The organism is Rhizobium leguminosarum, from assembly GCF_010668065.1.
Lineage (GTDB): Bacteria > Pseudomonadota > Alphaproteobacteria > Rhizobiales > Rhizobiaceae > Rhizobium > Rhizobium leguminosarum_S.
Map to the genome: position 1 here is coordinate 60,199 of NZ_WUEN01000021.1, position 13,397 is coordinate 73,595.

General features: G+C 61.6%; 10 protein-coding genes and 1 pseudogene. 10 read left to right on the plus strand and 1 reads right to left on the minus strand.

The window, feature by feature from the left end:
- Positions 1–2: 2 nt before the first annotated feature.
- Positions 3–893 (minus strand): hypothetical protein, encoded by an 891-nt coding sequence (locus GR198_RS33135; protein WP_164070349.1) that lies wholly within the window; start codon positions 891–893, stop codon positions 3–5.
- Positions 894–1,563: 670 nt separating this feature from the next.
- Here GR198_RS33135 and dnaG point away from each other — a divergent pair.
- The 10 genes and pseudogenes from dnaG to GR198_RS33185 form a co-directional block, all read left to right on the plus strand.
- Entirely contained in the window at positions 1,564–3,573 is a 2,010-nt protein-coding gene (dnaG, locus tag GR198_RS33140; RefSeq protein WP_164070350.1) for a DNA primase, read from the plus strand.
- The gene (recQ, locus tag GR198_RS33145; RefSeq protein WP_164070351.1) at positions 3,573–5,441 is read left to right on the plus strand and encodes a DNA helicase RecQ; all 1,869 of its coding nucleotides are present in this window, start codon (positions 3,573–3,575) and stop codon (positions 5,439–5,441) included. The genes dnaG and recQ overlap by 1 nt, the downstream gene beginning before the upstream one ends.
- A gap of 69 nt (positions 5,442–5,510) precedes the next feature.
- Positions 5,511–6,239 (plus strand): class I SAM-dependent methyltransferase, encoded by a 729-nt coding sequence (locus GR198_RS33150; protein ID WP_164046701.1) that lies wholly within the window; start codon positions 5,511–5,513, stop codon positions 6,237–6,239.
- A gap of 66 nt (positions 6,240–6,305) precedes the next feature.
- Positions 6,306–7,493 carry a glycine C-acetyltransferase gene (locus GR198_RS33155; RefSeq protein ID WP_164070352.1) on the plus strand — a complete coding sequence of 396 codons (1,188 nt, stop codon included), beginning with the start codon at positions 6,306–6,308 and terminating at the stop codon, positions 7,491–7,493.
- Between the two features lie 110 nt (positions 7,494–7,603).
- Positions 7,604–8,641: an L-threonine 3-dehydrogenase gene (gene tdh, locus GR198_RS33160; RefSeq protein ID WP_011652887.1), complete on the plus strand. Its 1,038-nt coding sequence runs from the start codon at positions 7,604–7,606 to the stop codon at positions 8,639–8,641.
- Positions 8,642–8,650: 9 nt separating this feature from the next.
- Positions 8,651–8,998, plus strand: a complete 348-nt coding sequence (locus GR198_RS33165; protein ID WP_164022751.1) for a GFA family protein — start codon at positions 8,651–8,653, stop codon at positions 8,996–8,998.
- Between the two features lie 463 nt (positions 8,999–9,461).
- The gene (gene rpoD, locus GR198_RS33170; protein ID WP_164070353.1) at positions 9,462–11,519 is read left to right on the plus strand and encodes an RNA polymerase sigma factor RpoD; all 2,058 of its coding nucleotides are present in this window, start codon (positions 9,462–9,464) and stop codon (positions 11,517–11,519) included.
- 321 nt (positions 11,520–11,840) lie between these two features.
- On the plus strand, positions 11,841–12,134 hold the full coding sequence (locus GR198_RS33175) for a GYD domain-containing protein (RefSeq protein ID WP_012758379.1): 294 nt from the start codon (positions 11,841–11,843) through the stop codon (positions 12,132–12,134).
- Between the two features lie 175 nt (positions 12,135–12,309).
- Positions 12,310–13,047: a DUF930 domain-containing protein gene (locus GR198_RS33180; RefSeq protein ID WP_164070354.1), complete on the plus strand. Its 738-nt coding sequence runs from the start codon at positions 12,310–12,312 to the stop codon at positions 13,045–13,047.
- Positions 13,048–13,083: 36 nt separating this feature from the next.
- Positions 13,084–13,397 (plus strand): annotated as a pseudogene (locus GR198_RS33185) (DUF930 domain-containing protein); the annotation flags it as partial.

The window sequence follows — 13,397 nt, forward strand, 5'->3', positions numbered from 1 at the left end:
CCTCAGACAACTTGCCTTGCCTGCGGCTCGTCACGGACCGCAGGCCCGAGCACCGCTTCGGCGGCGGCATCGATGATGGCGAATTTCGCCGCCTGATAATTCCAGTATTCGCGGATGAAATGGGCCGACAGCCAGAAGTCGCCCTTGCGGGAGGGTTCCGTCCAGCCGATGCTCTCCATGGTCGCTGCCTGCATCAGAAGCCGCTTCAGATGGGTATTGGAGATCATGAACTGTTCGCGGATTTCCCTGAGCGACAGAGGGCCGAGCACGACGCGGTCGGCTGTCCTTGGAAATTCGGGAAGGCGCGAGATCAGGTAGTCCATCACCAGCCCGCCGGAATTCGCCCAGTTGAAGAGGTTGAAGGTGGCACCCGGGCTGCGCACCGCTTCACTCCCGATGATCGCTCTTGCGATCAGCGGCTGGATCGCTGCCATCATCGCCGAGGGGTCGGCGGTGATCTTACTGGCGCGCTCGCCGCCGTCGAGGCTGTCGAGGATCATCATATGGGCGACGAGCCATCGGGTGAAATGCTGCTCGGCGATTTCGGTGGGCTCCAGGTAGCGTGTGCGCTTGTCGGGGCCGGGAACCGGCCGCAGGAAGCGATAGGCCAGCATTTCCTGCATGAAGGCTGCGGCCGTGTTGCGGCTGGCGATGTCGTTCCTGACCGCGAAATCGATGAAGCGGCCGGAATAGAGAGCGGCGCTCTTACCGTCGTCGGAATAACCGTAATGAAGCGCGAAGCCGGCATGGGCCATCAGCCAGCGCTGCTGCGCGGCGAAGATCGAGGCGATGCGCGGGCTTTCGCGATAGATGGCGAGCATCTGATCGGCGCAATGCAGGATCGCAGCGAGAAAGCGATCGTCGGCTGCAAGATTATCTGCGGTAAAAGCCATTTGGAGAGGTCCAGGGAGTTCGGCGCATACATCTTTCATGCAAGCGCCGCCTGTCAACGATTTTATCGATAAGCGGTTAATTTCAAAGGGAGAGTTGTCGCAGGGAGAGCCAAAATTTAAGAAGGCAGGAGCTGGGGGCGCTCCTGCCTTCTTGCTCTTTGCTTCCACCGGCACGCAGGGCCGAAGCCCAAGCCGGAGGGTATTTGCAAAGGCACCCTTGCGAAGCGGCGCCGGGGGTAGGGATGGTGCTTCGCTCGGGGATCGCTTTGTTGAGATCGAACCTATTGCGGTGCGGCGGCTTATTCAAATTACAAAAAAATAATAATTGCCGGAATCGGCGGTTTGGGAGGCGCCGAAGCGGGCTCTCGGGAGGTGGCGCGGATGATGATGAGGCGGAATTATTTGAAGGGTTAATCCATTGTTTCCAAAAAGTTTCTTCTCATCTTTGTTAGAGGTCCCCGTTCTTGCAGAAGCTTTTCTGACGACGGAATTCCGGCTCCGAAGGGACAATAATGTCGCACCCTGTCGCAGGGGGCGATAACGCGTTGTTGATTGGATAACCGGAGCCGCCGATGGCGGCCGCATAGCCTGTGAATAGCGGGTTTTCATGACAAGTTTCGTGGCATGGAGCGGAAAAGCAGCTTATATGGAGATTGGCCAAGAGGTATAAATGCGCTTTTCCAACACCTTTCTCGATGATATTCGCGACCGCGTTCCGATTTCGAACGTGATTGCGCGCCGCGTGAGCTGGGACAAGCGCAAGACCAACGTGTCGCGCGGCGATTACTGGGCCTGCTGCCCGTTCCACGGCGAGAAATCGCCGAGCTTCCATTGCGAGGACCGAAAGGGCCGCTACCACTGCTTCGGCTGCGGGGTGACCGGAGACCATTTCCGCTTTCTCACTGAGCTGGAGGGCCTGAGTTTTCCCGAGGCGGTACAGCAGATCGCCGATATGGCCGGCGTGCCGATGCCGCTTGCCGATCCCGTGATGGAGAAGCGCGAGAAAGAGCGCGGCTCGCTGATCGACGTCATGGAAATGGCGACCCAATTTTTCCAGGATCAGCTGCAGACGGCGAATGGGGCGAGGGCGCGCGCCTATCTGCGCGACCGCGGATTGACGGGACGCACCATCGAGACCTTCCGTCTCGGCTTTGCGCCCGACAGCCGCAATGCGCTCAAGGAATTCCTCGCCGGCAAGGGTGTACTCAAGGATCAGATCGAGGCGTGCGGTCTGGTCGTCCATGAAAACGTGCCGGTTTCCTACGATCGTTTCCGCGACCGCATCATGTTCCCGATCCTGTCGTCGCGGGAAAAGGTGATTGCTTTCGGCGGCCGCGCCATGTCGGCCGATGCGCCGGCGAAATATCTGAACTCCAACGAGACGGAACTCTTCCACAAGGGCAATGTCCTTTACAATTTCGCCCGTGCGCGGCGCGCGATCCAGGGGCCGGGCCGCGGCGATCCTCAGGACGACAATGCGACCGGCACCATCATCGCCGTCGAAGGCTATATGGACGTGATCGCGCTGCATCAGGCGGGCATCGAGAATGCCGTTGCGCCGCTCGGTACGGCGCTCACCGAAAACCAGCTCGAGCTGCTCTGGAAGATGGTGCCGCAGCCGGTGCTCTGCTTCGACGGCGACGGCGCCGGCATCCGCGCCGCCAATCGCGCCGCCGAACTGGCGCTGCCGCATCTGAAGCCCGGCCGTTCCGTTCGCTTCGCGCTTCTTCCCGACGGCAAGGATCCAGACGATCTCGTGCGCGATGACGGGCGCGCGCCTTTCGACAAGGTGATGAGCCAGGCAAAGCCACTTTCCGAGATGCTGTGGAGCCGGGAGGTCAACACCGGAAAGTTCGACACGCCCGAGGCGCGCGCCGAGCTCGAGGCGCGGCTGAAGCAACTGGTCGCCGTCATCGCCGACGAGAATGTGCGTCGCCACTACCAGCAGGATATTCGCGATCGGCTGAACGCCTTCTTCCAGCCGCAGTTCCAGAACCGCAACAATGGCGATCGCCGCGGCGGCTTCAACGGGAATGGCAATTACCGGACGGGCCGCGACAATGCGAACAAGGCCGGGCCGAAAAGCCCCAGCGTCATTTCAGAAAGGCTCGCCCGCTCGGGTCCCGTGCGCGGCCACCAGAACAATACGGCACTGCGCGAATGCGTGCTGGCGCTGACCGTCGTCAATCACCCCTCGCTGATGATCGACGATTATGACGAGATCGCCGCGATCGAATATGACAGCCGCGAGCTGCAGCGGCTCTGGTCGGCGATGCTGGGAGCAGCCGCGGCCGTCGCCGGCCCGCATCTGACACGTGAATATCTGACTGAAAGGCTGGAATTCGAAGGCTTCGGCCCGCTCATCAAGAGCCTCGACCAGCAGGTGCGCAATGCCCGGCTGTGGATCGCGACCGAGGAGGCGGCGATGGAGGATGCGCGTGAGGGATACCGCCAGGCACTGGCCTCCCACAAGCGGGCGAAGGCGCTGCGCCGGCAGAAGATCGAACTCGAGCGCGAGATCGCGCTGGCGACCGAAGCCGGCGACGGCGAGGCGATCGTTCAGCTGATGCGAGCACAGCAGGAAGTGCATTTCGAAGGGGTGCGCCTTGAGAACCAGGAGGCCATCATCGATGGCTTCGGCGTGCTTTCCGGCCGCGTCAAAGGGGCGGCGAACCACTGATGTCGCTGACCGAACGAAACGAACCGGGCTTTTCTGCTTCCGGCGCGCTGTTTTCTTCCGGCCGCTTGCCGCTCGATATCCTCAAGCAGGTCTACGGCTATTCCTCCTTCCGCGGCAAGCAGCAGCAGGTGGTCGAGCATGTGGTTTCCGGCGGCGATGCGGTCGTGCTCTTTCCCACAGGCGCCGGCAAGTCGCTGTGCTTCCAGATCCCGGCGCTCTGCCGCGACGGCGTCGGCATCGTCGTTTCGCCGCTGATCGCGCTGATGCGCGATCAGGTGGAGGCGATGAAGCAGCTCGGCATCCGCGCCGCAGCACTCAATTCGTCGCTGTCGCGCGAGGAGTTCGTCGAGGTTCGCCGCGCGCTTTCGGCGGGCCAGCTCGACCTTCTCTACGTGACGCCCGAGCGCATTCTGACCGATGGTTTCCGCGAGCTGATCGCCAACGAGAAGATCGCGCTGTTTGCCATCGACGAGGCCCATTGCGTCTCGCAATGGGGCCATGATTTCCGGCCGGAATATCGCGAACTCGGGCGGCTCGGCGAGCAATATCCCGGTGTGCCCAGGGTGGCGCTGACGGCGACGGCCGATCCGCATACGCGCGACGACATGATCGAGCGGCTGGGTTTGGATTCTGCCGAAATCTTCACCACCAGTTTCGACCGGCCGAACATCGCCTACGAGATCGTCGAGCGCGACCAGCCGCGCCAGCAGCTGTTGCGGTTCCTGTCCGGCCACAGGGGCGACAGCGGCATCGTCTATTGCCTGTCGCGCGCCAAGGTCGAAGATACGGCCGAATGGCTGAACGGGCAGGGCATCCGCGCCCGTGCCTATCATGCCGGTATGGACAGGGCGGTTCGTGACGCCAATCAGGATGCCTTCCTGAAAGAAGAAAACCTCTGCCTGGTCGCCACCGTCGCCTTCGGCATGGGCATCGACAAACCGAACGTGCGTTATGTCGCCCATCTCGACCTGCCGGGTTCGGTGGAAGCCTATTATCAAGAGACCGGGCGCGCCGGCCGCGACGGCCTGCCGTCCGATGTCTGGATGGCCTATGGCATGGCCGACGTCATCCAGCGCGGCCGGATGATCGACGAGGGCAGTGCCGCCGCCGAGATCAAGCGGGTCGAACGCGCCAAGCTCAATGCGTTGCTCGCGATCTGCGAGACCGCCTCCTGCCGCCGCCAGGCAATTCTTGCCCATTTCGGCGAAGCGCATGCCGGACAATGCGGCAATTGCGACACCTGCCTGAAGCCGGTCGAGACCTGGGAGGGCACGGAGGCGGCGATCAAGGCGCTGGCCGCCGTCTACCGCACCGGCGAGCGTTTCGGCGCTGGCCATGTCGTCGATGTGCTCCTCGGCAACGTCAACGAAAAGACCGAACGTTTCGGCCATGCCGAAATGCCGGTCTTCGGGGCCGGCAAGGATATTCCAGCGCGCGTCTGGCAGTCGGTCTTCCGCCAGTTGCTGGCCATGGGGTTGATCCGCGTCGACCACGAGGCCTTCGGGGCGCTGAAGCTCGAGCCGGAGGCGCGCGCCGTCTTCAAACACGAGCGGCAGGTGTTCTTCCGCAAGGACCGGCCGGCCTCGGAACGGCGCGCGAAGAAGGCTGAGCGCAGCGAGCGCAAATCGGGACTATCAGGCGCCGACGGCAGTCTCTTCGAGGCGCTCAGGGCCGAGCGCATGGCAATCGCGAAATCGCTCGGCGTGCCGCCCTATGTCGTCTTTCCCGATACGACGCTGATCGCCTTCGCCACGGAGCGGCCTCGCAGCCGCAAGGAATTGCTCGCCATATCAGGCGTCGGGCAGGCGAAGCTCGAGCGTTACGGCGATGCCTTCCTGGAGATCATCCTGGCGCAGGACAACGGGTGAGCGGACCCGTCTGATCCTTGAGATCCGGCGAGGGGGCATGGTAGTGGTGCCCCTAAAGGAGGAGCGCCGATGGCCCAGAATATCTACGACCGACCGGAATTCTTCGCCGGATATAGCGGCATGAGACGATCCGTCCACGGGCTCGACGGGGCGTCTGAATGGCCGGCGGTGCGTGCGTTGCTGCCCGATCTTGCCGGCAAGCGTGTTGTCGATCTCGGCTGCGGCTTCGGCTGGTTTTCGCGTTTTGCCGTGAGCCAGGGTGCTGCAAGCGTGCTTGCGCTCGACATCTCGGAAAAGATGATCGCCAGAGCGAGGGCCGATACGGCGGATGCCGCGATCACCTATGAGATCGCCGATCTCGAGCACCTCGCGCTTGCTCACGCTTCTTTCGATTTCGCCTATAGCTCGCTGGCGCTGCATTATATCGAGGATTTCGCCGGTCTCGCTGCGACCGTCTATCGCGCGCTTTTGCCGGGATCGCATTTCGTCTTCACCATCGAGCATCCCATCTTCATGGCGCCGACCAATCCCGCCTGGGCAACCGATGCCGAGGGGCGGCGCATCTGGCCGCTCGACCGCTATTCCGTCGAAGGTCGGCGCACCACCGACTGGCTCGCCAAGGGTGTGGTCAAGCAGCACCGCAAGCTCGGCACGACGCTGAACACCTTGATCGCGGCCGGTTTTTCCATTCGCCATGTCGAGGAGTGGAGCCCGAACGAAGATGAGCTCCGAGACAATCCAGACTGGGCGGAGGAGCTGGACCGGCCGATGTTCCTGCTGATTGCGGTCCAGCGCTGAAGAAGACAAGCCGGCGGCAATATGCTAACCCGGCTGGCAAACGGAAATCTCTGGGAAAGGCCGTCCATGACCTCGCAATTTCTCTCCCATCTCAGCAACGAGATCTCAGCGCTGAAGGATGCCGGCCTCTACAAATCCGAGCGCGTCATCAGCTCCAAGCAGGCGGGCGAGATCGCGATTTCGACCGGCGAGCGGGTGCTGAATTTCTGCGCCAACAACTATCTCGGCCTTGCCGACAACGAGGAGCTGATCGAGGCCGGCAAGCAGGCGCTCGACCGATACGGCTATGGCATGGCCTCGGTGCGCTTCATCTGCGGCACGCAGGAAGAGCATAAGCAGCTCGAAGCGCGCATCTCCTCCTTCCTCGGCATGGAAGACACGATCCTCTATTCTTCCTGCTTCGACGCCAATGGCGGTCTCTTCGAAACGCTGCTGTCGGAAGAGGACGCGATCATCTCGGACGCGCTGAACCATGCTTCGATCATCGACGGCGTCAGGCTTTCGAAGGCCAAGCGCTTCCGCTACGCCAACAACGATATGGCAGCGCTCGAAGAGGAACTGAAGAAGGCCGAAGGCAGCCGATTCAAGCTGATCGCCACCGACGGTGTCTTCTCGATGGACGGGATCATCGCCAATTTGGGCGGTGTCTGCGATCTCGCCGAGAAATACGGCGCGATGGTCATGGTCGATGACAGCCATGCGGTCGGCTTCGTCGGCAAGAATGGCCGTGGGTCGCCGGAATATTGCGGCGTCGAGGGCCGGATCGACATCATCACCGGCACGCTCGGCAAGGCGCTCGGCGGCGCCTCGGGCGGTTATACTTCGGCGAAGGCCGAGGTTGTGGAGTGGCTGCGGCAGCGCTCGCGGCCCTATCTGTTCTCGAACACGCTAGCGCCCGTCATCGCCGCTGCCTCGCTCAAGGTGTTCGACCTCATCGAAAACGGCGATGCCCTGCGCAAACGGCTTTCCGACAATGCCGATCTCTTCCGCGCAGAAATGACCAAGCTCGGCTTCACGCTTGCCGGCGAGGGCCATCCGATCATCCCCGTCATGCTTGGCGATGCCAAGCTCGCCCAGGATATGGCAAGCCTGATGCTGAAGAAGGGGATCTATGTGATCGGCTTCTCCTTCCCCGTCGTGCCGAAAGGCCAGGCCCGCATCCGCACGCAGATGTCGGCGGCGCATTCGCGGGCGGATGTGGAACGGGCAATTGCGGCCTTTGCCGAGGCAGGGCGGGAATTGGGTGTGATTTGAGTGAGGCGGCGTGCCGTGCCGCCCCCTCATCCGCCCTACGGGCACCTTCTCCCCGGCGGGGAGAAGAGGGGATAGCAAAGTCGGGCGCCAAGTAAGGGTGGATATTGTCGATGTCGAACATGATGAAGGCGCTGGTCAAAGCGAAACCGGAAGTCGGGCTTTGGATGGAGAATGTGCCGGTGCCCGAGGTCGGGCCGAACGACGTGCTGATCCGGGTGAAGAAATCGGCGATCTGCGGCACCGATGTCCATATCTGGAACTGGGACCAGTGGGCGCAGAAGACCATTCCGGTGCCGATGGTGGTCGGCCATGAATTCTCCGGCGAGATTGCCGAGATCGGTTCGGCGGTCACCCGCTATCATGTCGGCGAGCGGGTCTCCGGCGAGGGGCATATCGTCTGCGGCAAGTGCCGCAACTGTCGGGCAGGCAGGGGGCATCTCTGCCGCAACACGCTCGGTGTCGGCGTCAACCGGCCGGGTTCGTTCGGCGAGTTCGTCTGCATTCCCGAAAGCAATGTCGTGCCGATCCCGGATGATATTTCCGACGAGATCGCCGCGATCTTCGATCCGTTCGGCAATGCCGTGCACACCGCGCTTTCCTTCGATCTCGTCGGCGAGGACGTGCTCGTCACCGGCGCCGGGCCGATCGGCATCATGGGCGCGCTCGTCGCCAAGCGATCCGGCGCCCGCAAGGTCGTCATTACCGATATCAATCCGCACCGGCTGGAGCTGGCGCGCAAGCTCGGCATCGACCACGTCGTCGACGCATCGAAGGAAAACCTCGCCGACGTGATGAAGGCGATCGGCATGACGGAAGGATTCGACGTCGGGCTCGAAATGTCGGGGGCCGCACCTGCCTTCCGCGACATGATCGACAAGATGAACAACGGCGGCAAGATCGCCATTCTCGGTATCGCGCCGGCGGGCTTCGAGATCGACTGGAACAAGGTGATCTTCAAAATGCTCAATCTCAAGGGCATCTACGGCCGCGAGATGTTCGAGACCTGGTACAAGATGATCGCCTTTGTCCAGGGCGGCCTCGATCTCGCGCCCATCATCACCCACCGGATCGGCATCGACGATTTCCGCGACGGGTTCGAGGCGATGCGGTCGGGCAATTCCGGCAAGGTTGTGATGGATTGGATGTGAGGAGACGACATGCTCTATGAAGGAAGCTGCCATTGCGGCAATGTGGCTTTCGAGGTCGAAGGCGAATTCACCGAGGCGCTCGACTGCAATTGTTCGCTTTGCCGCAGGCGGGGCGGACTTCTCGCCTTCGTGCCGCGCGAGAAGCTGGTGCTGAAAACGCCGGAGGACAATGTCTCGACCTATACTTTCAACCGGCATGTCATTCAGCATCACTTCTGCGCCAATTGCGGCATCGCGCCGTTCGGCGAGGCTGTGGGTCCCAACGGCGCGGCCATGGCTTCGATCAATCTGCGCTGCATTCCCGCGGTCGATATCGCCGCGCTGACGGTGAAGGCGTATGACGGCGCGGCGCGTTAGCTACTATCCCTCAAGGGTGCATACACCGTCTGCACAACTGCAAAAATGATGGAAACAACTGCTACGGCGGGCAAAATATTTGCTGCCCTTGTCTTTTGTTCGCCGCATCTTAAATAAGGGTTCGCAATCGCTGCCGCGGTTCAAAGCCTGTGGATAAGGCTTTTTCCGTATTTTTGTGGGCTTTTTTTCTGGAAAAGCTTGACGAGAACAAAAAATGTAGGAATCACCGTTCGACTTGTTGAATGGTGAACTGGGTCAAGGCGGATCGCGCAACCATGGCCGGAAATCCAAGAGCAAGAAAGCTTTGCTGTCCGGTGCCGGTAATCGTGGTTAATCAGGCTTTAAATGTCATCCCGTTAGGTGGGCAAAGGTGATTCGAGGGCGGCGCGTGCGGCGCGTCAGGCCCTGAGACAGCCCGTTCACCGTAGCGAGATTGGATAGCGTCAGGAAGGCGACGATATAAATGGCAACCAAGGTCAAAGAGAACGAAGACGCGGAAGTCGAACGCGACGGCGCAAGCGACGGCCCTCTTCTCGATCTTTCCGACGACGCGGTCAAGAAGATGATCAAGGCCGCCAAGAAGCGCGGCTATGTGACCATGGACGAGCTCAACGCAGTCCTGCCGTCCGAAGAAGTGACGTCCGAGCAGATCGAAGACACGATGTCGATGCTGTCCGACATGGGCATCAACGTCATCGAAGACGAGGAAGCCGAGGAAGCCGGTGCTTCCGGCGGCAGCGATGACGACGACGCCGGCGGCGACGAGGAGAGCGAAGGCGGCGAACTCGCGCCTTCGAGCGGCACGGCGCTTGCGGCCGCCAAGAAGAAAGAACCGACCGACCGTACCGACGATCCGGTTCGCATGTACCTGCGCGAGATGGGCTCGGTCGAGCTTCTTTCTCGCGAGGGCGAAATCGCGATCGCCAAGCGTATCGAGGCCGGCCGCGAGACGATGATCGCGGGTCTCTGCGAGAGCCCGCTGACCTTCCAGGCGCTGATCATCTGGCGCGACGAACTCAACGAAGGCACGACGCTGCTGCGCGAGATCATCGATCTCGAAACGACCTATTCCGGCCCTGAAGCCAAGGCTGCGCCGCAGTTCCAGAGCCCGGAGAAGATCGAAGCCGATCGCAAGCTGGCAGAAGAGAAGGAAAAGACCCGTCGCGCCCGCTCCGGCGACGACGACATCACCGATGTCGGCGGCGAGGGCCTGCCTCCCGAGGAGGAGGAAGAGGACGAGGACGAATCCAACCTTTCGCTGGCGGCGATGGAAGCCGAGCTTCGCCCGCAGGTGATGGAGACGCTGGATACGATCGCCGAGACCTACAAGAAGCTGCGCAAGCTGCAGGACCAGCAGGTCGAGCAGCGGCTGTCGGCTTCCGGTACGCTGTCCACCGCCCAGGAGCGCCGCTACAAGGAACTCAAAGATGAGCTCATCAAGGCCGTCAAATCTCTGTCCTTGAACCAGAACCGCATCGACGCCCTGGTCGAGCAGCTCTACGACATCAACAAGCGCCTCGTTTCCAACGAGGGCCGCCTGCTGCGTCTGGCCGAATCCTACGGCGTCAAGCGCGACTCCTTCCTGGAGCAATACCAGGGCGCGGAGCTCGATCCGAACTGGATGAAGTCGATCGGCAATCTGGCCGCCCGCGGATGGAAGGAATTCGCCAGGGGCGAAAACACGACGATCCGCGACATTCGCCAGGAAATCCAGAATCTGGCGACCGAAACCGGTATCTCGATCTCGGAATTCCGCCGCATCGTCCATATGGTGCAGAAGGGCGAGCGCGAAGCGCGCATCGCCAAGAAGGAAATGGTCGAAGCGAACCTTCGCCTGGTCATCTCCATCGCCAAAAAGTACACGAACCGCGGCCTGCAGTTCCTCGACCTCATTCAGGAAGGCAATATCGGCCTGATGAAGGCGGTCGACAAGTTCGAATACCGCCGCGGCTACAAGTTCTCGACCTATGCGACGTGGTGGATCCGTCAGGCGATCACCCGTTCGATCGCCGACCAGGCCCGCACGATCCGCATTCCGGTGCACATGATCGAGACGATCAACAAGATCGTCCGCACATCGCGCCAGATGCTGCACGAGATCGGCCGCGAGCCGACGCCGGAAGAACTGGCCGAAAAGCTGGCCATGCCGCTCGAAAAGGTCCGCAAGGTCCTGAAGATCGCCAAGGAGCCGATCTCGCTCGAAACCCCGGTGGGTGACGAAGAGGATTCGCATCTCGGCGATTTCATCGAGGACAAGAACGCGCTGCTGCCGATCGACGCCGCCATCCAGGCGAACCTGCGCGAAACGACGACCCGCGTTCTCGCCTCGCTGACGCCGCGTGAAGAACGTGTTCTGCGCATGCGCTTCGGCATCGGCATGAACACCGACCACACGCTCGAAGAAGTCGGCCAGCAGTTCTCGGTCACCCGCGAGCGTATCCGCCAGATCGAGGCGAAGGCGCTGCGCAAGCTGAAGCATCCGAGCCGCTCCAGAAAGCTGAGAAGCTTCCTCGACAGCTAAGGCTTCGGCCACGCCGTTCTGATTGGAAAAGCCGGGCTTCGCGCCCGGCTTTTGCTTTTCATGATTAATACCAATGATCCCGGCATCTTTCTTGTCCCTCCATGGTGACAAGCCTATAATCCGGCCACGGGGGAAGGCATCGATCGCAACGCGCGAGCGAGGGTTGACGTGTGCCTGCGTGAACCAATCCTCCGCTAGATCCGGGTGATTTCAGGCCTGACGGGCCTAAAATCTGAATCTGGATCCACATCAAAGAAATAGAGCATGACGTCGTCCGAAAACCGCTGACACTTTTCGGCATCATGCTCTGGGAGGTGCGACATGACCACTTACATTCTTTTGATCAATTGGACGGATCAGGGCATCCGCAATGTGCGCGACTCGGCAAAACGGCTCGATGCGGCGAAGAAATTGCTCGCCAGCGTCGGCGGCTCCTTCAACCAGTTCTTTCTGACGATGGGCGGGCATGACATGGTCGCCGTCTGCGAGGCGCCTGATGACGCCGTCATGGCGCATTTTACCCTTTCGCTGGCGATGGGCGGCAATGTCCGCACTGAGACGCTGAAGGCATTCCCGGAGGCCGCCTACCGGGATCTCATCGGCTCGCTCGGGTAGCCGGAAACGGCGATTGTCGATCTTGAAGGTTGCGGAGCATTGGCTGCGCTGGCAGAGTCGCGGCGTGCTTCAATTTCCGCGGCAGGCTCCGGCCCGACTTTTCGGCAAGCTCATGATGAAAGCGCTCCTCAGTTTCATGATCGTCATCGATCGTCCGACAGCCGCTTCCTGACCGATGGAACTGGCGGCGGGCAAATGGGATGACGGGATCCAGCGGGGCGCTACGGCGTCGTTCGCGCTGCATGCCATCGCGATCCTGCTCCTTCTGCTGCTGTTGCCGAAGGCCGAGCCGCCGCTGCCATTGCCGGATGACGGTCTGTCGGTGGAGATCGTCCCGCAGGCTGTGGAATCGCTGAAAATGCCCGAACCCGCCAAGACGCCTTTGCCGGAAGAGGCAAAGCCCGAGGCGGCAAAACCCGAAGCCCAGCCGGCGGCGCCGGTTGCAAGTAATCCGCCTGCTGCGGCAATGCCCTCCGCGGCACCGATCACTCTGCCGGTGCCAAAGCCGGCGGAATTCGTCGAGGCAAGGCAGCTGTTTTCCGACAAGGTCCTTGCCGATCCACGCAGCCGCCGCGCCCGCGAGGCGCTGCGTGGCCTTGCCGGCAGCGAGCGCAATCTGCAGCTCTGTGATCTCGAGGCGCTGGAGCAGGTCCGCCGGGCGCAGCCGGCCATGGCGCCCGATACGCTTGCGCCCTATGCGATGGCGGCGGAGAAGGTCAGCGGCAATAGGGTCGAGGTGAAGGGCGGTGCCTTCCGCAGCAAACGCAAGTGGTACAACATCCAGTTCAAATGCGAGCTCGATGCCGGCTCCGGCAAGGTCGTGTCCTTCGCCTTCCTCGTCGGCGATGCCATTCCGCAAGATGAATGGCAGGAGCACAATCTGGTGGCCGACGATGGCGCGGCCGAGCAATAACTCTCGTCGCTACAGCGATCACGCGGTTTTTTTCTTTTGTGGCTTGATGCTGCCGGCTTTAGAGGCCACATCGCTGCTGTGACAGAAGAAGACGTAGAGCCGGCGGAAATGCCGCACGAAACGGGAAAGCAGCGGCCTCAAGTCCGCTGGGGTGTTGTCGCGTCCGTTGCTGCGCATATTCCCATCATTGCTCTTCTGATTTTCGGGCTGCCGAAAATCGAGCCGAAGTCCGCCGAAGACGAGAGCGTGAAGGTGGAACTCGTTCCGCCGCCAGAGGAAAAGAAGCCGGAGCCAAAGCCCGAGGAAAAACCACCGGAGCCGAAGCTGAAGCTGCCGGAGGAGGCCAAGAA